Annotated in this window: 23 protein-coding genes; all 23 read left to right on the top strand. The window is 52.5% G+C overall.

The window, feature by feature from the left end; genetic code table 11:
* Positions 1–500 precede the first annotated feature (500 nt).
* The 23 genes from AC01YT_RS10915 (at position 501) to AC01YT_RS11025 (ending at position 20545) form a co-directional block, all read left to right on the top strand.
* Positions 501–1118, top strand: coding sequence for a tyrosine-type recombinase/integrase (locus AC01YT_RS10915; protein WP_476675367.1), 618 nt, complete (start codon positions 501–503; stop codon positions 1116–1118).
* 326 nt (positions 1119–1444) lie between these two features.
* Complete coding sequence (locus AC01YT_RS10920) at positions 1445–2329, top strand: CRISPR-associated ring nuclease (RefSeq protein ID WP_476675369.1); 885 nt, start codon at positions 1445–1447, stop codon at positions 2327–2329.
* 96 nt (positions 2330–2425) lie between these two features.
* Positions 2426–3340 carry a type III-B CRISPR module RAMP protein Cmr1 gene (cmr1, locus tag AC01YT_RS10925; protein WP_476675371.1) on the top strand — a complete coding sequence of 305 codons (915 nt, stop codon included), beginning with the start codon at positions 2426–2428 and terminating at the stop codon, positions 3338–3340.
* Positions 3337–5088 carry a type III-B CRISPR-associated protein Cas10/Cmr2 gene (gene cas10 / locus AC01YT_RS10930; protein ID WP_476675373.1) on the top strand — a complete coding sequence of 584 codons (1752 nt, stop codon included), beginning with the start codon at positions 3337–3339 and terminating at the stop codon, positions 5086–5088. The genes cmr1 and cas10 overlap by 4 nt, the downstream gene beginning before the upstream one ends.
* Complete coding sequence (cmr3, locus tag AC01YT_RS10935; RefSeq protein WP_476675375.1) at positions 5085–6164, top strand: type III-B CRISPR module-associated protein Cmr3; 1080 nt, start codon at positions 5085–5087, stop codon at positions 6162–6164. The genes cas10 and cmr3 overlap by 4 nt, the downstream gene beginning before the upstream one ends.
* A gap of 29 nt (positions 6165–6193) precedes the next feature.
* On the top strand, positions 6194–7099 hold the full coding sequence (gene cmr4 / locus AC01YT_RS10940) for a type III-B CRISPR module RAMP protein Cmr4 (RefSeq protein ID WP_476675377.1): 906 nt from the start codon (positions 6194–6196) through the stop codon (positions 7097–7099).
* Between the two features lie 4 nt (positions 7100–7103).
* The gene (cmr5, locus tag AC01YT_RS10945; RefSeq protein WP_476675379.1) at positions 7104–7487 is read left to right on the top strand and encodes a type III-B CRISPR module-associated protein Cmr5; all 384 of its coding nucleotides are present in this window, start codon (positions 7104–7106) and stop codon (positions 7485–7487) included.
* Positions 7484–8665, top strand: coding sequence for a type III-B CRISPR module RAMP protein Cmr6 (gene cmr6, locus AC01YT_RS10950; RefSeq protein WP_476675381.1), 1182 nt, complete (start codon positions 7484–7486; stop codon positions 8663–8665). The genes cmr5 and cmr6 overlap by 4 nt, the downstream gene beginning before the upstream one ends.
* Positions 8666–8672: 7 nt before the next feature.
* A complete protein-coding gene (locus AC01YT_RS10955; RefSeq protein ID WP_476675383.1) occupies positions 8673–9581 on the top strand; it encodes a PDDEXK family nuclease in 909 nt (302 codons plus the stop codon).
* Between the two features lie 9 nt (positions 9582–9590).
* Positions 9591–9974: a CRISPR-associated protein Csx15 gene (gene csx15, locus AC01YT_RS10960; protein WP_476675385.1), complete on the top strand. Its 384-nt coding sequence runs from the start codon at positions 9591–9593 to the stop codon at positions 9972–9974.
* Positions 9975–9998: 24 nt separating this feature from the next.
* Positions 9999–11468 carry a type I-B CRISPR-associated protein Cas8b1/Cst1 gene (gene cas8a1, locus AC01YT_RS10965; RefSeq protein WP_476675387.1) on the top strand — a complete coding sequence of 490 codons (1470 nt, stop codon included), beginning with the start codon at positions 9999–10001 and terminating at the stop codon, positions 11466–11468.
* Between the two features lie 21 nt (positions 11469–11489).
* A complete protein-coding gene (gene cas7i, locus AC01YT_RS10970) occupies positions 11490–12569 on the top strand; it encodes a type I-B CRISPR-associated protein Cas7/Cst2/DevR (RefSeq protein ID WP_476675389.1) in 1080 nt (359 codons plus the stop codon).
* 11 nt (positions 12570–12580) lie between these two features.
* Positions 12581–13300: a CRISPR-associated protein Cas5 gene (gene cas5, locus AC01YT_RS10975; protein ID WP_476675391.1), complete on the top strand. Its 720-nt coding sequence runs from the start codon at positions 12581–12583 to the stop codon at positions 13298–13300.
* A 25-nt stretch (positions 13301–13325) separates the two neighbouring features.
* Positions 13326–15692: a CRISPR-associated helicase Cas3' gene (gene cas3, locus AC01YT_RS10980; RefSeq protein ID WP_476675431.1), complete on the top strand. Its 2367-nt coding sequence runs from the start codon at positions 13326–13328 to the stop codon at positions 15690–15692.
* Entirely contained in the window at positions 15692–16678 is a 987-nt protein-coding gene (cas6, locus tag AC01YT_RS10985; RefSeq protein WP_476675393.1) for a CRISPR system precrRNA processing endoribonuclease RAMP protein Cas6, read from the top strand. Before cas3 ends, cas6 begins: the two co-directional genes overlap by 1 nt.
* Positions 16679–16702: 24 nt before the next feature.
* Positions 16703–17752: a CRISPR-associated endonuclease Cas1 gene (gene cas1 / locus AC01YT_RS10990; protein ID WP_476675395.1), complete on the top strand. Its 1050-nt coding sequence runs from the start codon at positions 16703–16705 to the stop codon at positions 17750–17752.
* 34 nt (positions 17753–17786) lie between these two features.
* The gene (cas2, locus tag AC01YT_RS10995) at positions 17787–18035 is read left to right on the top strand and encodes a CRISPR-associated endonuclease Cas2 (RefSeq protein WP_476675397.1); all 249 of its coding nucleotides are present in this window, start codon (positions 17787–17789) and stop codon (positions 18033–18035) included.
* 3 nt (positions 18036–18038) lie between these two features.
* Positions 18039–18650: a CRISPR-associated protein Cas4 gene (gene cas4, locus AC01YT_RS11000; protein ID WP_476675399.1), complete on the top strand. Its 612-nt coding sequence runs from the start codon at positions 18039–18041 to the stop codon at positions 18648–18650.
* A 128-nt stretch (positions 18651–18778) separates the two neighbouring features.
* Positions 18779–19138 (top strand): hypothetical protein, encoded by a 360-nt coding sequence (locus AC01YT_RS11005; RefSeq protein WP_476675401.1) that lies wholly within the window; start codon positions 18779–18781, stop codon positions 19136–19138.
* A gap of 112 nt (positions 19139–19250) precedes the next feature.
* Complete coding sequence (locus AC01YT_RS11010) at positions 19251–19619, top strand: zinc ribbon domain-containing protein (protein WP_476675403.1); 369 nt, start codon at positions 19251–19253, stop codon at positions 19617–19619.
* Positions 19620–19642: 23 nt separating this feature from the next.
* Positions 19643–19927 (top strand): hypothetical protein, encoded by a 285-nt coding sequence (locus AC01YT_RS11015; protein ID WP_476675405.1) that lies wholly within the window; start codon positions 19643–19645, stop codon positions 19925–19927.
* Positions 19928–19978: 51 nt separating this feature from the next.
* Positions 19979–20110, top strand: coding sequence for a hypothetical protein (locus AC01YT_RS11020; protein ID WP_476675407.1), 132 nt, complete (start codon positions 19979–19981; stop codon positions 20108–20110).
* Positions 20111–20143: 33 nt separating this feature from the next.
* On the top strand, positions 20144–20545 hold the full coding sequence (locus tag AC01YT_RS11025) for a hypothetical protein (protein ID WP_476675409.1): 402 nt from the start codon (positions 20144–20146) through the stop codon (positions 20543–20545).
* Positions 20546–20800 lie beyond the last annotated feature (255 nt).

Genomic DNA, 20800 nt, shown 5'->3' on the forward strand with positions numbered 1-20800 from the left:
TTAACCAAATCCGCCCGCGCATTGTGGTCAACTTGCGCGGGCGGCAAAAGTTTGCTATGCTTGTTTTTGCCGCAACGCGCCGCGACCGCGTTGCCTCTCAGCCTCACCGATGCCAGCGGTGGGGCTGAAGTTTTTACTTTGGTCATAAGTATAGCAGAAATTGGTATATGAGGGCTTATAGACGTGGCAGAATCTCCAGCCCATTGCACCAAACACATTGCACCTTTGTTGGAGGATCTTATGCCTGCTACAAAGACCATAAAAGACTTAACCGTTGCTGACGTCATCGCGAGATATTTGAATTCACAGAAGGGATTCGTTTCCGAGGGCACCTTGGAGTGGTAGACCTACTATCTAGCTCCCTTGGAAAAGGAATTAGGTGATAAGCAGGTAAGGTTGTTATAAAAACAGATGATATTCGCTCCCTGTATCATTCGATTGATCCCAGTACGCATACGCTGTACACATTATTCAACTTTGTCCGTGCTTGGAAGCGCTTATTGAAGTGGGCAACCGATGAGGGTCTTATTAAGAACAACCCAACGAGCAAGTTGCGTCGGCCGCCGGTTCCCAGAAAGTCACTCTCTGGAATATTCGATGAAGATCTAGAAAAATTGTGTGAGGTTGCGCGGAAATCACCAAACCCCAAAAGGGATTACGCGATTTTGTGTTTCCTGGCCGACACCGGAGCACGTTTAGGAGGAGCCGCCAGTTTACTTATTGATAATTTAGACCTTGAGCGAAGACGAGCAATGGTTACTGAAAAGGGGCGGGGCGGTAAAAAAGAGCGAGTGGTTTTCTTCAGCCAAAATACCGCAGAAGCTCTTCAAGATTGGCTTCAGGAGGGGGGATTGTGTGAAGACAAGAGAGTTTTTCTTCTCAAACCCTACGGCATATATCAGCTCTTGAGGTGTTTATCCAGACGCGCGGGGGTTAGGGGTAGGTGGAACCCGCATGCGTTTCGTCATGCTTTTTCACGACGCCTTCTTGCCAAGGGGGCTAGCGTCGGAATCATGAGCCATTTAATGAGACATTCGAGCGTCAATGTCACTATCGACTTCTACGGACGTTTTTCGAACGATGAGCTACAAGCGATCTATGATAGAGTAATGGAGTGAGTGAGCCAATGATCAATTAGTATCTCTGACCACCCTAGTCATATGGGGTGCTCAAACTCTTAAGCCATTGGTTCAGGGTTCGAGTCCCTGCACGCTCACTGAAAACCGATTACTTTGCGCACTGAAGACCGTACCGGTCTCAAAATTTGTATAAGGGCCAGTTCTTCGATTGCGAGCTCATATGAGTTTTTAGGGCATTGTTTTCTCTTTCGGTTTGTTTTCTGTTTGTTTTATGGCCAAATGAGTTGACACGGGAGGTGAAGATAAATATAATGAGTACACCTGAATAGTCATCAGCATTATTGGGGGACGAGAAATGACGAAAAATGTCAAGTGAAAAGAAGGTTGCACAGGGAATCCTAATTGCTACACTCGGTACGGAGCCTCAGGGGGTCACATGGATACTAGATTGGTTAATAGAACACGGATATCCTATTCGAGAGTTGCTTGTCCTGCACACGCAAAGCGACGTAGTAAAGCCAGCACTTGAAAAACTAGACGCTGAATTTGAATTGGCAAAAACTTATCCTGCTCTTTGCTATCGTCGTGAGGTGATTCGTGACGATTCGGGTCCGATTCGTGATTTGGCCTCGGAACAGGACGCTTGGGCGTTTCTACGTACCATCTACCGGGCGATCCGCCGAGCGCGTCAAGCAAGTCGGGTGGTGCACTTAAGCCTAACTGGCGGACGCAAAACTATGGCTGTTTATGCAATGGTAGCAGCCCAATTGCTCTTCAGTGAACACGATCGGGCCTGGCACATGATCTCGGATGTGCACTGGTCGGGGACCGAAAAGCGCATGCATCCTTCACCTTCGGATCGCTTCCAGGTTGTACCGGTTCCGGTAATACGCTGGGGGGATGCGGCTACGGTGCAAGTTCTGCTATCCGAGATAGACGATCCATGGGAGGCTATTCGCCGTCAACAAGAGTATGCACTGCAGGAGGTCATGCGGCGGCGGTGGGAGTTCTGGCAGCATCACCTGACGCCGGCTCTGCGTGAGGTGGCAGAACTACTGGTTCGCGAAGGCTTAGACAACGCCGAAATTGCCCGGCGGTTGCGCAAGAGCGAGCACACCGTTGCCAACCAGTTGACGCGCGTTTACCGCGCTTTCGATGAATGGCGTGGCATCCAAATGGGGAAGACTGGCGCCAGCCGCGCGGCGTTCATTGCCGAGTTTGCCTCTTTGTTTTCCAAAGGGGATGCATAGGAAGAAATTCCTATTCAAAATGGGATATCCCTGTGATGACAGGGTAAAGAGATGGGTGTAGTCTTGAACCGGGTTGTTCGGAAGAAAGGAGCGAATATGGCCGACTGGAAACAACAGGTGAGGGTGCAATTGGAAACGGTGACACCGCTCTTTCTGGGGGGCGCTGACCCGCGGGGCGAGCCGGAACTGCGCCCACCGGCATTTCGAGGTGCTATGCGCTACTGGTTCCGCGCCGCCCTTGGTGGGGTAATTGGGGATAGCAATCTGAAGGGGTTGAGGGAGTTGGAGCGTGAGGTGTTTGGGGATACCGAATATGGCTCTCCCATTGCCATTCAGGTTAGGCAAAAGGCTCTTACTCATAAAACGTCTTTAGGAAGGCGCCGTGCTTTTGATCCCAAGCAGCAGTTTGAGGTCATCTTGAGGACCGCGCGCCCGGTAGATCTTCTGGTATGGGAGAATGCCTGTCAGGCTTTCAATCTTGCTGTCTGGTTGGGAGGATTAGGACTGCGTTCCAGGAGAGGAGCGGGAAGTTTAAGGGTGGTTTACAGCACAGAGCCTTTGTTGGTTCCTGAAGCTTCTCCGGATGATCCGGAGAAGCTTCAGGAGTGCGTGAGTGTAATTGTTCGCTCAGCACTGGAGAGAGGAAAATCGCTGGCAGTGAAACATGGTGTTAATGTGCTCTCTTCCTTGCCCTCTTCACCTGCGAGATTTGCCTGCTTCGCCCAGGGTGCAGAAATTCGCTTTGTTAAGGATTGGGCGAAGACGTCTCAGGATGCCATGGCAGCGGTGATGCGCAAAATGCCCAAAGCGGATTACTTGGGTGGCATTTCTCCCCGCCAGGGCTCGCCCTTGTGGGTAAATATCCTCTATGCTTCTCAAACCTATCATCTTTTGCTTACGGTCCTGCCCTCTCGTCTGGCATCTGGGAGAGAAGATTATCAGAAGGTTTCGCAACTGCTTAATGAGTCGTTTGGCGGGCAGAAGATTGAAATAGAGGGATGGAACCTATGACGAAAGCCGTTTTAATTTTCACCTTTTCACCGGTGCAGTCCTTCATTGCCGAGGCGCGGCGCAGTGAGGACCTGTTCAACGGCAGTGCCATCCTCTCGCGGCTGGCTTGGGCAGCTGGTGGGGCAATTAATAAATCAGCGGGAACGCTGATTTACCCGGCGGAACTGCAGGAGCAGGATACCCCTAATGTGCTGGTTGCCCGTGTGCCCCAAGAGCAGGCGCAGGAGATTGCTAAAAAAGCACAGCAAGCCCTGTTGGAGGAATGGAAGAAGATTGCTGCAACAGCCCGACAAAATGCCCGTTTGGAGGAGGATGATCTCTGGACGCGTATCTGGAAGCGCCAGATCGAGGACACCCCGCCCTGGCAAATCTTCTGGGCGGTGGCGCCGGAAACTGAGAACTATGCTCAGGCTTATAAGTCCGCCCGCGATCTACTGGAGCGCGCCAAACGCAGTCGTCTCTTTGAACCGTGCGAAGAAGAGGGCGAGAAGGACAGTCTGAGCGGCGTGCGCTCTGCTCTGTGTACACAAAAATACGCGACTGCCCGCAAGTATTGGGAAGACATGTCGAAAAAGCCGCACATTTTGCCATCACAGGTACGCCCTGAGGGCAGGGAATTGCTTGACAGTATTGCTCTGGTCAAGCGCTTCTGGGAGGGCGGAACACGTGAATTTCCTTCCACCAGCACGGTGGCGGCGTGGGATTTTTATCTGGAGGCGAAAGCCAGAGCCCTGGAAGAGTTGAGGCAATACCGTCAGGCACTGGAGTCTTTGCCATTCTACAGAGCCCGCAACCAGGATAAAGTCTTTCCCTACGACGGCGATCTGTTCTTCGAGGAGACCCTCACCCGCCAGCGCATAAAGGATAGTTACGGTGTGGAGGTGGATGAGGCTACGCTTCAGCAGTTGCGCGAATTACTCAAAAAACTTATCAAGAAAGCCCAAAAATCTCCGTCGCCTTATTACATGCTGATTCTATTCGACGGCGACGGCGTGGGCGCCAAGATTGACCATTTACTGCAAGATAAAGAGAAGGCAGAGGCAAATCACCGTTGCTTCAGCAAGAACATTGCCAGTTTCTCTCAAAAGGTGCAAAAGATTGTGAAACCGGAGGCGGGTGGTTTCCTTATCTACAACGGCGGAGATGACGTGCTCTTCCTGGCGTCTCGCGAAAGAGGACTGGAACTTGCCCGTCAGTTGGCAGAGGAATATCAAAACATTGTGGGCCAGGGTTTGAACATTCTGGCAACCGCCTCAGCGGGAGTGGTGATTGCTCATCATCTTACTCCGCTTGGGCGGGTGTTAAGTCTTCTGCGTCAGGCAGAAAAGAGCGCTAAGGAAGCAGGCAAAAAAGATGGCCTGGGCAATAAAGGTGTGGTGTGTGTAACACTTGCTAGGCGCGGCGGCGAGGCGCTTTCTGCGTTCAGTCCGTGGGAGCATGTAGCACACGTAGCAGAGTGGGTGCGCGCTTTCCAAAACGACGAAGTTGCTGCGGTCTTCCCTTACCTGCTGGCGCGCGAAACTGCCATGCTTCAGGACTTGGAACAGGGAGTCAAGACAAGCGTATTGCAGTATCTTTTCAATCGCCACACGGGTGAGAAGGTCTCAAAAGATCGCAAACATGAATTGCTGAAAACACTTACTGAATGGCACAAAGCCATTGAGGAGAAAACCAAAGCATTTGCAATGGGTGAAATTGCTCGCTGGCTGATCATCGCCCGGTTTCTTGCTTCTGGAGGTGCAGAATGAGCATCCTGTACATGGAAGCCGAAGATGTTTTGCTCTTTCGCGATGGGCGTCCTTTCAACGCCGGGAGCGATCACGAGGCACGCAGTCTCTTCCCACCGTCTCCCTCGGTGATACAGGGGGTGCTTCGCTCGCATTACCTTGCCCATAAAAATATTTCATTGAACGATCAGCAAGCCATTCGTGAATTGGTCGGCGATTCAGCCAATCCCAAAGGATTGCGCCTGCGTGGCCCTATCCTTGCTAAACGCGAGGGAGGTAAGGTGATGCGCTACTTCCCCACCCCGGCCGATGCTTACCCGGCAGATGAGAAAGCCGAGTGGGTTATTCCTATGAAGGTGGCGAAGAATCCTGGTGGATGTGTATGGGATAGTGCTACTCTGCCCTATCTGCTGCAGAAACCTAACGACATCATCACTAAAGACGCACCGGGCGAATACCTCGGCGAGAAGGCCTTGCTGGAGTATCTGGAACAGGGGAAGAAGGTTGCCACTGTCAAAGCTACCGATTTGTACCTCACCGAGCGGCGTCTGGGCATTCAAATCGATCCCCAGAGCCTTTCTACTGTTGAAGGAATGCTCTACGAAGTGGAATTCATCCGTCTGCGGGAGGATACCGGATTGATGGTGGAGATTCTTGAGGGCTATCCTGACTTTCCACCTCAAGGGGTGATGCGTGCGGGCGGGGAAGGACGTGCCCTGCGCTATGTCACCCTGAAGGAAGGAGAGTTTACCCCATTTTCGTGGGGATACACCGGCGAACTACCGCGCTTCTTTAAGGTCTATTTTGCCACTCCGGCGTACTTCTCGCAGGGGTGGAAACCGGCTTCCTGGCAGTCTTTCTTCACCGGCGAAGTGAGGCTGGAAGCCGTGGCGCTCTCGCGCTATCAAGCCCTGGGCGGGTATGACCTGCTAAATCAAAAGCAGAAACCCGTACGGCGTTTTGTACCTGCCGGCAGTGTGTATTACTTCTCCCATGCGGGAGGAGTGCAGTTGTCTCAGCAAGCCATCACAGAAGACGGATCTGCCCTGGGCTTCGGACAGGTGATAATTGCTTCGTGGAAACCAGAATCAGCATAAGATCATTCGATTTTTGGGAGGAAAAAACCATGTTTAAAGCCAGACGTTTGCTCTTCTTCTATGTCGAAACTCCCCTGCATGTGGGTGCCGGGCGCGCCAGCGCCAATGTGGATTTGCCCATTCAGCGCGAACGGGTGACGCAGTATCCCATGGTGCAGGCCTCCAGCCTGAAAGGCGCTTTGCGGGCAGAATATTGTCAGGCTCATGGTGTTAAGGATAATTCCGCGGAGGTGGAAGCCGTATTTGGTAAAGCCGGCGGTACCGGGGATACCTGGGCAGGCGCCATTTCTGTCGGCGATGCTCGCATCCTGCTCTTCCCGGTGCGCTCGCTGGCAGGGGTGTTTGCCTGGGTGACCAGTCTGCACGCGCTGGAGTCCTTTCGACGTGCTGCCGACCTGGTAGGGCAGTCTATCTCATGGACGTTACCCCAAGGAATGCCCGATGCGAAAATTGCCTGGGTGGGCAGTAAATCGCAGGTGATGGCTCAGAGCAAAGTGGTGCTGGAAGAGTTCAGTTTCGATGCTCAGCCGAAAGCCGAAGTGGATGCCATTGCCCAATGGCTGGCGGCAAATGCCCTGCCGCAGGGAGAGGCTTTTGCCTATTGGCGCGAGAGCTTGCCCAAGCGCCTATGCATCTTGCCTGAAGATGATTTCCGCGATTTCTGCCTTTACGGAACAGAAGTACAGACGCACATCCGCATCGACCCGGATAAGAAAACGGTTGCCGAAAGGGCGCTGTGGACGGCAGAAAGCCTGCCTGCCGATAGTTTGCTCTACGCTCCATTGATGGCAATGGATGTGCGCAACGGCAAAGATAGTAAAAAAGCCGATGACGTCCTCAAGGAATTTGACTTTCTGCATGGCGGGCACATCCAGTTGGGTGGCGATGAGACCACCGGTCAGGGCTGGGTGGCAGTGAAGGTATATGGAGGGTAAAACCATGGCTGAGACAGGTTCCAAACAACGTTCGTTGGAGCAGGAACGCGCCAGGCATGCTTATGATGCAGTACGAGAAGCCAAGGGAAAGAAAGACAAGGAGTTAAAGAGCCTTGCGTGCAGTGCCCCCGCCAGCATTCAGAGCAATGGACTGGGACAGACTCTGGCATTTTGGAAAGCCAAAAACGAAGAGCACCATCGGGCGCTGTACGATGCGCTTTCGGATTGGCTGAAGGAGCAGTTGTGTATTAACAAAAGCCGCGACCTGCTGGAATGGATTGCTACCACGGCGACCAGTTTGCAGTACCGCCAGGCGACGGCTGAAGCCCTGGCGTATCTTAACTGGTACAAGCGCTTTGCCGAGGCTGAATTGGAGGGTGAGTCATGAGCCCGAATGCTCCACAAAAACATGGTGGTCCTCCCAACCGCTCCAGTGGGGGGAATTCTCCTGCTTCCTCGCTTGCGTGGGAATATCCTCTGCCGAAAGAGGTGGTGGCTGTCTTCAAGGGTATCTCTGTCAGCAACCCCGGCTTGGTCTTCGAGCGCTTTATCCCTTATATGGGGGTAGATAAAGAGAACCGACGCAAGCAAGCCCTGGAACGCGCCAGAACCGCTCCCGACTCAGCCGTACTCAAGGCAGTGTATAGACGCTGGCAGGTATTGACTGAAGCCTGCAAAGCCAAAACCTTCACCCTCAAGACCGATTGGCGTTTCATCCCCGGACTGGGACGCAAGACTGCGCTGGAGATTGGCTTTAATTTCCATCGCTACGGCTTTCCTTACCTGCCAGCCAGCAGTATTAAGGGCATTGCCCGCACCTGGGCGCTGTTTGAACTGGCTGCGCTTTTAGCCTTGAGTGAAGGGAAATTGAACGATCTTGACCAGACGCTCTCTAAAGAAGAGAAGGAGTTTGATAAAGCTTTTGAGCATTTCAAGCCCTCACCCGAGGCAAAGGAACTGGCAAGGACCATGCGTCTGGTGTTCGGCACACTGGATCAGGCAGGCGGGGCAGTCTTCTTTGACGCTTTGCCCACCTCGGCATTCTCGCTGGATATCGATATCATGAACCCGCATTACGCTCCCTACTACCAGGCTAAAGAAGAGCCCGGCGACTGGCATAACCCAAATCCCATCACTTTTCTGGCGGTGCCGAAGGATAAAGAATTCGCCTTTGCTGTGGCGTGGCGGCGCGGCGCTTCCCGTGCAGACCTGCTGGAACAAGTCTGCACCTGGCTGAAGAATGGCTTGCGCGACATGGGTGCCGGAGCCAAGACCAGTGCCGGTTACGGGTACTTCAGGGAAGAAGCTTCGAAACAGGTTTTCCCTCAGCAAACTGCGGTTTCTGCACCTGTCCCGACCGAACGTCCATCCACAAGGCATACCGTCACTGGTAAGGTAAAGCTTGAGGGTGATAAGACATATGTGGTCAATGAAGAGGGAAAGCGCTGGAGAGTCAAATGGAATGAATTGCGTATGAATGCTCTGCCTGCCAAGACACTCGTAGAAATCGAATATGAGCAATATGAAGATGGTACCTATAAAGTGATTCGGGTGACTAAGAAATGAGGTCCCTATGATTCTGCTCTGCCTTGCAGGTGAACAACCCATCCCCAACCTGCTGCCGGTGCGTTTTCTCAAACCGGCGCAGACCCTCATTGCCCATACCAATCTGGATGCCTCGCAGAAGGCTGCCAGGCGCCTGGCTGGACTGACGGGTAATGCTCGATTGTTCTCCATCGACGAGGGTTATCAGATCCCCCGCATTTTGGACGCGCTTCGTCATGAGATTGGCGAGCCAGAGGAGGAAGTCGTTATTAACTTGACGGGTGGTACTAAACCGATGGCACTGGCGGCTTTTGAACTGGCGCGCCAACGTCGGTATCCAATGGTCTATTACCAGACCGAAGGTCCCCGCGGACGCGATCAAAAGAGCATGTTGTATCGCTATAGCTTTGACGCACAGGGCAAACTGCACTTGAAAGACGGTTACCCATGCGAACTGCCCGCGCTGATTACCCTGGATGATTACCTCAAAGCCCATCTGGACGGTTATGGAGAGAAACCTGCGGCAAAAACCTCCGGCGAAATGCTGGAAGAAGTCATTGCGCGAGCCCTGAAACCGCACGTGGACGAGATGAAACAGCGCGTGGTTCCTGCTGGGGTGAAGGATCAGGCTGAAATAGACCTGCTGGTGCGCTGCGGTAATCAGGTGGGGGTCTTCGAAATCAAGACCGGCGGCCAGGGAAGCGGCAAACACGCCGTGGATCAGTTAACCACTATCGCCGCCCGTGAGTACCTGGGCACCTATGCGGCGCGTTTTATGGTGACCCAAGCCTCCATGGAAAATCGCTATAAAGCCCTGGCATCTGCCCTGCGGGTGAATGTAATTGAACTCAAGGAGTACCGTGACGGCAAACCGCTCAGTCAGACCGACTTTCACAATCTGATGAACATTGTTTCAAACATTCTACCTGTCCATTAGGAGTAACTTATGATTCTGGTCAACTTCTCGCATCCTCTCTCTGCAGACCAGATGAAACAATTGGAAACTTTGTTGGGCGCGCCCATTGACCGTATTGTTGAAGTACACAGCCAGATCGAACCCGGACAGCCCTTGGCGCCCCAGGTGGCTTCCATGGTGGATCAAGCCGGGTTGACGTTGGAGGAGTGGCAGAACGCTCCGATCATCGTCAACCCGCCCTCGCTCAATTTCAGCGCCGTGCTGTTGATCGCCGAACTGCACGGCAGGATGGGCTACTTCCCGGCTTGTGTACGCCTGCGACCCATCAACGGCGCCATTCCGCCGCGCTTTGAGGTCGCTGAGGTGCTTAACCTGCAACTTCAGCGCGATGCTGCCCGCCGCCGCAGGGCGTAACTTTGCCCTTATGGAGGAATATCTATGTCTGAACTGCCCTTTTCTCCCCCGGACTATACAGGTCACCCCCTGCTGGATGTAGGGCTGGCAACCTTAACCGCTTTTGCCGGCAAGAAGCGCCCTACCCAGCTCACCGAGGACGACTGGTATAACGCGGCACAATACATCCGGGAAAATTATGTTGTGGACCCGCTGAAGTCATTCCTCAATGTGGCCTTTCCTAATTCAGGATTTACCAACCCGGCTTTTGAAAAGCAACCTGAAAAACGCCATAAATATGCGGAGATCATTTCCAGTGCTTTTGCCGCGCCTGTGGGGGAAGATCGCGACCCGTTCACCGGCTTACCGGCAACGGCTTTGCCCCTCAATCCGGATGGCGATCTGCCACCCGGACGTACCTACCGCCAGCATGTGCCTTTGCTCACCGGTGTGAATGTCATCAACTTCCACCCCTATGGGGAAGCCGGCATTCCCCTTTCGGGGGTCAGTTTGTTAGCCTTCCAAATGCTCCCCATGGGGTGTGCCAAGGTCAGCGGTAAACTGCTGGCAGTGCACAGCGATGATCCCGACCTCTTACTCGCCTTTGCCAGAACCTTCCTCAAAGCCAATTTGCAGGGAGTGATGGTGGCGCGCGCGGGTGGCGAGAAGAAATTACCCGATACCAGCCCGCACCGTGCCCGCACCGTGCTGATTGAACATTTGCTCTCGGCTGAAAAGGAGCGCACCTACCGAGGGCGGGAAAATGGCGGACTTCCGCCTACCCTTACCGGCTATTACTTTACCAACAGTGGTCAAGGCGCTGAACTGGATATTTACCCCCTGCCGCTGGAAGTGGGCGAGTTTCTGCGGACAGTCTTGCACAACGACCTGCTTAAGCCGGAATGGGAAGCACTTACCGCCCGCGGCTGGCAGTTGACCCGCAAAGAGGGCGAAACCCCGCGCTATAACCGCCTCTACGAAGACCTCTTTACCCTGCCCGAGGGAGCGTCACGCTTCATTCGCCTATATTTCCTGCGCAGGCCATCTCGTCAGACATTGGATAGACAAGATCCCACGTTAACCTACGACACCCGCCGTGAAGTGGATTTAATTTCGTGGCGGTTGACCGAAATCTTTCTCAAGAAGGTGATGCTTATGGAAGAGTCCCGTGTTCAATCTATCCGTGAATTGGGCGACGCCCTTGCACAACATATCATTGATCGTAACGACCGTGGCGTGTTCAATGGTTTATGGATGGCGCGCAATTACGGTGAACTGCGCGCAGTGCTCATCCGCGCTTCTGCTACCGAGGTGCGCGCTGGGCGCAAGCCGCTTATCACTCTCGATCAGTTTCTCTCCATTTTTGAGCAATCCGAAGGAGTGCCTAATGCTGACTGGCGCCTTGGACGTGATCTAGTGCTTATACGGTTGCTCGAACAGTTGTATCAAAAGGGCTGGTTCCAAGCGCATGCCGAAGAACTGCCTGAAACTATAACTGAAGAAGAAACCATGTAATCCTAATTTAAGGAGGGCTCTATGTCTTTTATCACCGGTTTACTGTTGATTGACGCGCCTGCGTCTGCACTGAACAATCTGGGCAACCTGCCCGGAAGCATGACCGAAAACGTGGTCGGGGTTAAGCACATCCCCACCCGCGAGGGCAACTACCCCTATGTCTCGGCTCAAGCCTTCCGCTACTGGTTACGCACTACCCTGGAGCAAGGCAACTGGGGCTGGAAAGCTGCGCCAATTTTCCGCGAGGCCAAGATTGCCTATACTGATGCTAACCCTATTCTCTACTGGGACGATGACTTGTTCGGGTACATGCGCGCCCCCTCGAAAAAAACTGAAGCCGCCAACGCCCGCGAATCCAGCGGTCTGGTAGCCGAAGCTACCCCTACTGCCGACACGGTGACCCGCGTCTCACCTTTCCGCGTCAGTACCCTGGTTTCGATTGCGCCGGTGCGTCTGGTGGAGGATTTTGGTACCATGTCGCGTCACGAAGGTGATCCCGTGCCGCATGGGCATCAGTTTTACCGCGCTGCTTTGCATGGGCTATTTTCCCTTGATTTACATGCTGTTGGCACCTTTACCTATGTTCAGCGCACCGGTTATCTCAATCTGGATAAAGAACGCTGTGAACTGGCAAAGAAAGAGGGGTTGGAACATTTGGAGAAGGAAAAAGCCTACCGTCTGCCGCTCAAGGAACGTATTGCCCGCGTACGTGCCCTGCTAGGGGGGCTGGCGGAACTGAGTGGAGGTGCCAAACAGACGTTGCATTATACCGATGTCAGTCCCGATATCCTGGTGCTGGCGGTGACCCGCGGTGGTAATCACATTTTTGGGCACGTCATTGGTGCCCAGGGTGAACGTCCTGTGCTTAACTTGCCTGCCCTGCGCGAAGCGCTTGATGTCAACCGTGAGGGCTTGCTTTCAGATGTGTATGTTGGCTGGGTGCGTGGTTATCTGGATGCCGAACGCGAAAAACTCGAAACCGCCTTAGGTGAAGGCGGTGTGCTCAGCGATTGGAAGGATCGCATTCACCTCATCCACCCGCGCGAGGCCTGCCAGCGACTAGCACAAGAGTTGGAGGCACACCCGGATTGGATGCAGTAAAGGAGTGCACTATGCGCGCACTCAAAATTGTCGCTGAAGGGTTGACCGCTTCCTTTCGTTACCCCCACTTCATGATGGGCGTTCAGCCCACCTTTGAAATGCCACCGCCTGCCACCCTGTATGGGCATGTTGCCAGCGCTCTGGGCGAGTGGTTTGACCCGCAGGGGGTGCGCTTCGCCGTACGTTTCGAGTTCCGCTGTAAGCAGGCAGATATCGAGACCACTTACCTGCTCACCCCCGCCACCGGCAGAATGCCCAACGATAAATCTCTGCCGAAGGCACTGGAAGGCAACCCCAACCCCTTCCAACGGGAGATTCTTTTCTTCCCTCGCTTAACGCTTTATCTGGATCGCCCGGATTGGGCAGAAGCATTCCGTCACCCACGCTATGCGGTTTGTCTGGGGCGCTCTCAAGACCTGTTCACCTATCGTAGTATTGAAGTGATTGAACTTCAACCCGCTGAACATGTGGTTCTGGAGCATACATTATTGCCCTATGCGTATGCGGCTTATACGGCTGCCGGGCAGGCCGTGCTCATGCCGCGGCTCCTTGACTATGGGCACAAGCGTTATCCTTTCTTCGAACGTTATGTGATCTTGCGTCGCCGTGTATATACTCGAAGTTTTACCCGCTATGAAGGACAACCAACCCTTGAGCCGTGGTGGGCTGATCCGACTGAGCCGGTAGGTGACGGCGAACATTTAGGAGTAGTATGGCTTAGGTGGGCGTGAACCAATGAGTTCGGGTATTCCTTGTATGCCACAAGGACTGGCGCATTTATGGGCAAAGAGCCCACGTCCCGGGTCTGATTCGGCCCAAACTCTCGTAGAACACACATGGGAGGCGCTGGAGCGTTTGAGTCAACTAGCGCATCAACGCCCCAATTTACCCGCCCTTAGTGGGCAACCGCGCCTGTGGCATCTTCTCTTCTGGGCGGTTTTCCTGCACGATTGGGGTAAAGCCGCGCAGGGTTTTCAGCGTCTGTTGCGCGGCGAGAGGCGCCGTTGGCCATTCCGCCATGAGGTGCTTTCACTGGCATTTGTGGATTGGATTACCGCGGGCCTTTCCTCCGAAGAGGCAACCTTTCTGGCAGCAGCCATTGCTACCCATCACAAAGATTTTGATGAGATCGAGGGATATCTCGATGAACAGGATCCCGAGCTTGACCCGCTGATGGCTATGTTAGGGGAACTCTCCCGCGAGGATCTCGCCGCGCTTTATTGCTGGATTGAGACCTGTGCCGAGCAATGGATTGATACCCTAGACATGCGCTCACTGGGGGTCACTTGCCCTGCCCTGCCGCCGTTGGAGCAAGTCTTGAAAGGCTTGACTCCACAGGCAGTGCGCCGTCATTTGCATCGCCTGGAACGTTCCCTGCGCGAATGGGAGGACAAATTACCCTCTGCCGAAGCTCTGCGCCCAGGCATCTTCCTGCGCGGTTTGCTCCTGCAATCCGACCACTTGGCTTCAGCGGGCTGGGGGGCTTTACCCCAACCTCACCTTTCTGCAGGGGATATTCTGCAGTCGCTGGCTTTACCCTACCGGGGCTTGTACGCGCATCAGCGCCTCGCCGCCCGCATCCTCGGACATGCCATCCTGCTGGCGCCCACTGGTACAGGTAAGACCGAGGCAGCCTTGCTGTGGGCCGCGAATCAACGCTTGCCACGTTTGTTCTATACTTTGCCTTACCAAGCCAGTATGAATGCCATGTTCGACCGTCTAACGCGCATCTTCCCTGGGCGGGTAGGGATTTTGCATGGACGTAGCACTATGGCACAGTTTCAACGTTTGATGGAGCAATCCTATGCTCCAGAAGAAGCGGCCAGATTAGCACGTTTGTTTCACAACCGTTCTGGGTTGGCGTATTATCCTGTGCGTATCTTTAGCCCCTATCAAATGCTAAAGGCCGCTTTTCAACTCAAAGGGCACGAAGCCTTGCTAAGCGATTTCACTGAAGCGGCGTTTGTCTTTGATGAGATTCATGCCTACGAACCGGCTCGCCTGGCAATGATTGTCGCCACTATGGGGTTTCTAGCGCATGTCTACGGAGCACGTTTTCTGATTATGTCGGCGACTTTACCTGCACCCATTCGTGCTGTACTGGAAGATACCCTTGGGCAGGTTACCTCTATTTATGCTTCCCAACGTTTGCTGGCAGGATTGCGCCGCCATCGTCTCTTTCTGGTAGAAGGTGACTTAACTGAGGAAAACAATCTGCGTCGGGTATTGGATGAAGCTCGCCAAGGACAGCGGGTTTTGGTTGTTTGCAATACTGTGCGTCGTGCCCAATTGGTCTGGCAGTGGATGCGCGCTCATCTTCCTTCCGAAACTTCTCTTTTCTTACTCCATGGGCGTTTTACCGGTCGCGACCGTGCGTGTAAAGAACGCGAGATGCTTCGGGTGGCGGGGTTGAACCTGGCGGAAAGACGCTCTTTGGTGGTAGTTGCCACTCAGGTGGTAGAAGTGAGCCTTAATCTTGATCTGGATGTCCTCTTTTCCGATCCAGCACCGCTGGAAGCCCTGCTTCAGCGCATTGGGCGCATCAATCGACTGGGCAAACGGGGACTATCGCCAGTCTATGTTTTCCTCAATGTGGATAAGGTCTTTCATCGCATTTATAATCCCATTGAGCAAGTCAACCGCACGCTGGAAGTGTTAGAAGAACGTTTTAACGCTTCTCATGGGAAAGGCATAGTGCTAGATGAGCGCTTCCTTCCCCAGTGGCTGGATGCTGTTTATACTGGTGAGGTGCTTGCTTTATGGCATAACACCTTTGAGAACGCTCGTATCGATTTCGAACGCAGTTTTCTAAAAGTGCTTCAGCCTTTTCGCTCTAACCCGGTGCTTGCAGAGCAGTTTCACCGTTTGTTCGATAGCACTGAAGTCTTGCCTGAATCGCTATATGATGAATATCTGCAATTACAAGACAGTGAGTGTGCGCTTGAGGCCGATTCGTTACTTGTACCACTTTCGTGGGGTTTGCGTGCCATGCTTGCCCAACGGGGATTATTACGCGCGGGAGGCCGCGACTTCCCCGATGTCGTTTCTGTTCCCTATGATGGTGAGCGGGGCCTGAACCTTGATGCCCCACTGGATCCTCAATCTTTGGAGGCTTCTGATTGATGGCGGATTTTCCTCTTACTTTGATCCGATTGCGCTTTGAGTGTGTGGCCGAGACCCCGATTTGCTTGGGCGGTGTGCGGGCCGGTAATAATTTACGTGGCGCTTTGGTAGATGTAATGCGCCGTGCCACTTGTCCTTACAGCGTACCGGCGGTGGCAGGAATACCGCCAGTACCTGATCCCGAACATGTCGCAACGTGTCCGGTATGTTGGTTAGTGTCTGCAAATGAAAAACCCGGGGTAGAACGGCGAGGTTATGTCCTTACACCGCCTCTTTATCTTCCCGAGACTCTAGTACCGGGTCAGCGCTTCACCTTTCGTCTCACTTTGGTAGGAAAAGCCCAGCGCTACTTGCCTTATTTTGTCCTGGCTGTGCCTGAGATGGGACGCACTGGGGTCGGGGCGAAGCGTGGACAATTTAGATTGCTACGCATTGTTTCTGAAACCTTAAATGGTATTGAAGAGGAAGTGCTTGCTGAGGGTGAAACAGTACTGCATATTCCTAAGTATTCGATAACCCATGCCGATATTTTGGAGCGTGTTGAATGCGCGTTGCAAACCTGGCAAGGTCGGGGCATTCGTGAACTTAATATGGTTTTTCTGACCCCATTGCGCCTTGTCTGGAACGATCATCTGGTTAAAACCCCTGATTTTGTGATTTTCTTTGCTCGTATGTTAGAGCGCCTGGATGAATTGGCAATCCAGTTCTCTGGTGGTGAAAGACGTTCTTATGAGGAACGCTCTTATCTGCGTCAACTTGCACAGCAGGTACGCTTGATTGAAAACGACACCCGTTGGATTGAAGTGCCCAGCGGTTCTAGTCGCACTGGGCGACCCACATGGATTAGTGGCCTGGTAGGGACGGCGCGCTACGGTGCGTCGATCGAGGTGTGGCGTGAACTCTTGCCCTGGTTAATTTGGGGCGAGATGGTGCAAGTGGGTAAGGATACGGTAAAGGGCAATGGCGTTTTTCAATTGGTGATTTGAGACCTGGACAAGGGAGGTAGGGGGATGGCAATTATTCAGCATTTGATTGTGGATGAATACGGCACTTTCATCGGCAAGCACAGTGAACGCCTGATCGTTTTTAAAGGCGATGAAAAACGTCTCCAAGCCCCTTTGCTTCACCTCGAATCGGTAGTTGTTGCTAGTCAGGGCATTAGCATTAGTGCGGATGCAATTCAGGCGTGTACTGAGCGTGGCATTCCAATTTACTTTCTCAATTCGATGGGCGAGCCTTATGCCAGCTTATATAGCGCCGGGTTGACTGGCACAATAGCCACGCGGCGGGCCCAATTAGAAGCCTTTCGGGATCGCCGTGGGCTGGATCTGGTGATCAGCCTCGCCAGGGGTAAAATCCAGAATCAAGCCAACTTTCTGAAATACATGAGCAAGTATCGAAAAGAAAGCGATCCGGCTCTCTATGAGAAGTTGCGCCTTAATGCAGCTGAAATTCTAGATGAACAGATCAAGTTGGAACATATAACGCACTCGCCCGATTATCAGAAGGGTAGACTCTCGGTTGAACAGATGCGTCAACTTATTATGGGGGTAGAGGGGCGTGCAGCTCAGCGCTACTGGGAGGCAATTCGTCGAATTGTGCCGGAGAAATATGGCTTCCCAGGGCGAGAGGGGCGCGGTGCAACTGATCCGATAAACGCGGCCCTCAATTATGGCTATGGCATTCTCTATGGCCAGGTGGAACGTGCTATTGTGTTAGCGGGTTTAGACCCTTATGCCGGTTTTCTCCATGTCGATCGTCCGGGCAAACCCAGCCTCACCTTGGACTTTATCGAGGAATTTCGTCCCATGGTGGTAGATCGTACGATTATTGGGTTAGCCAACAGGGGCGTAGAATTTGCACGGGATGATAAAGGTCTCTTAACCCAAGAGACGCGTCGCATGGTTGCCGAGCGGGTGTTGGAGCGATTAGATACGCCCATTCCATTTGAAGGAAAACGCTATCCCATTCGGGCTATTATTCAAATGCAAGCACGTCATATAGCCACATTTCTCCGTGGCGAGCGAGAAACCTATCAACCTTCTGAATTGCCATGGTAATAAGGAAATTATGAGTGCAGAAAGAGTACCGAACATGATCCTTGTGTATGATATTGTGGAAGATCGCAAACGGGCCAAAATTGCGGAAACCTGTTTGGATTATGGATTGGATCGGATTCAATTTAGCGCCTTTGTGGGGTGGCTGGTGCCGAGTAAGCAGCAAGAACTTATGGTCAAGATCAAGCGCATTCTGGGCAAGAGCCCCGGGAATGTGCAACTTGTCCCCATTTGTGCTGATGACTGGAATAAGCGCAAGGTTATTGACCAGAAAGAGAAGGCGTGAGACATGCTGGACCTGGATGATGAGGTCTATGAATATCCTTTCCGTGTTACGGATCTGAAACAATGGGTGTATTGCCACCGAATACTTTATTTTCTGGTTTGCCTACCCGACGTGCGTCCACGCTCTTATCTGATGGAGGTTGGGAAGGAGGCGGGTGAAGAGGAGGAGACACGAGAGGTTCGTCGCTCCTTGCGCTTATATGGGCTAGTAGAAGGTAGGCGGGAGTTCAATGTAACATTGCGTTCAGCCCGGTGGGGGTTGCGCGGAACTGTAGATCTGGTGATCTGGGTGGATAGACCTGCCCCCGGCGAGGTCATACCAGTGGATTTTAAGTTCTCTTATCGGAGTGGTGAGCATTTCAGACTCCAATTGATGGCTTATGGCTTGCTACTTGAGGAAATTAGCGGTAGACCTGCGCGCCGTGGTTTCTTGTATGAAATTCCCTTGCGCCGCGCGATAGAGGTGCCGTTTACCACAGCGTTGCGAGTGCAAGTGCATAAAACTGTGATGGCCATGAGGGAGATGCTAGAAAGTGAACAAATACCAGCACCAACCTCTCAGCGCACGCGGTGTGTAGGTTGCGAGTTTCGCCGTTTTTGCAACGATGTGATGTGAGCAAGATAAACCATTTTCATTTTTATAACGGTAGCATTTCCCTCTACGCCAAATTGCTTATGTCCATATACGGTGATTAACGCTTGGGCATGGGGTACCCATTAGTTACACTCAATATGGGTGTAACGATGAGTACGTTAACTCCGATCCTGAAACTTAATCTTTCCTGTGTCCAGGCCGCATCATGGGTTATTGAATGTTTGACCCGGATAAACTTGAACGTGACCCAAACTTTTAATGTGCAATGGCTTCCGAGCAAGGATGGTTCCTGGGCGAAGAAGGCCGGTCAGGAAGCCGATATTGGTCATCGGGTAATCATCTTCCTGGTGCGGCAAGGAAATGCATGGGTTGCGTTGTTACTCTATGGTGAAGATGATCAAACCTGGATCTCAATATCCAAGCCATCGACGGCCCAGGAAATCATTAATCTCGCCACACTGGTCCAATCTACTCTTCAGTCCGAGGTTTGGGTTCAAAATGACGTGTGAGTCCTTATTTGAAGTTGGTTGCCTTGCAGTGTAGGGCCTTAATTGCTCATGGGTTGATGTACCGGTGTTGTGCTGTGTCTGGATGAAGACATTTTTTTGATGGAGGTCCAAGATGAGAAAGGAAATTGGATGGTTTCTTGCGTTTGGGATCTTAATGCTGTTTCTAGGGGGAATCGCCTTTGCTTTGTTTGGGGGGTGGGGAGTGCGTGGCGGGTGCTGTGGCGGATGGTGGCCCTGGGGAATGATGGGGCGAGGAATGATGACCTGGGGATTCATCCCGTTGGGGTGGTGGGGCATGTTTCTGATGATTCTGGTGCCCTTAGGATTCCTGGCCTTTGGAATAATCGGTATCATTTGGTTTCTGCGTGGGTTATCTCAATCTTCTGAGAAGGTGTCGGAATTGCGTTGTCCCACGTGTCAACAACCGGTACAGCGTGAATGGAAACACTGTCCCCATTGCGGTGTGCCGCTTGAGCACTAATCCCAGAATCGGAGCATAGAGATATGGGTAAACGACTCCATAGGTCACGCTTAAGAAATCGTAGGTTCCCTTTTTATGTTTATTTATTGATGGGAGGGGGATTTTTAATGGTCCTGGGGTTGTTACTGGCTGGGAATGCAAGCGGTGATAAAGGCACGCCAGCCATAACTGTTGATCAACCCAAAATTGATTTTGGCGCCGTTAAATTAGGCACACCGCTTACGTTTGAAATAAAAGTGACCAATACCGGGGACGGTGTGTTAAGGTTCAAGGAAAAGCCTTATATCGAAGTTCTGGAAGGATGTTGACCGCCGGGATTGACCATCGGTTCGATGGTCCTCAGAGCGGGAGAAAGTACGGTGATCCGATCTGGTGTTTTCATGATGCATGAAGGCATGGAAGGCCCGCATGATTTTGCTGTGCATTTGATTACTAATGATCCTAAGCAACCCGAGGTTGTGGTTCATGTCCTTTCGAATTGGGTGCCATAGTTCTTGAGAGGATTCTGGTCTGGTCGAACGGTTATGACCAAAGCACACCAACGTTACAATTTATTACTTTATCTCTGGGTAGGGTATGGTGTATGGGTCATAACACCCTTCCTGGCACCCATCTTGATGCATTTGGGGCAAACCGAAGTAGCTGGGTTGATCTATAAGGTTTATTCATTCTTTTGTCATCAGTTACCCCAACGATCCTTTTTCTTGTTTGGGGTTAAGCCGATGTACTCCCTGGCAGAGATTCAAGCTGCCTGGAAAGCGACCACAGATCCACTTATTTTACGTCAGTTTATAGGAAATCCCGTTATGGGATGGAAGGTGGCCTGGTCTGATCGTATGGTTTCTTTCTACACCAGCGTTTGGGTTTTTACTGCCTTACGATGGTTCTGGGCACCGGTTCTAACAAGTCTCCTCTTACTTCCCTAGTTTTTCTCGTGCCTATGGCCGGAGATGGATTTTCTCATTTTATAAGTGATTTATCTGGTATTGGTCAGGGTTTTCGGACCAATAACTTGTGGTTGGTGGCTTTAACCGGCAACGCTCTTCCGGTCTGGTTTTATTCGGGGGATGCCTTGGGTTCTTTTAATTCCTGGATGCGGTTGCTCACCGGCTTGTTGGCGGGATGGGGCATGGCGGGCTTAGTGGTATATTATTGCAGAGCGTGTTCCGGTTCTTTGGCCG

The organism is Thermanaerothrix sp., from assembly GCF_056331585.1.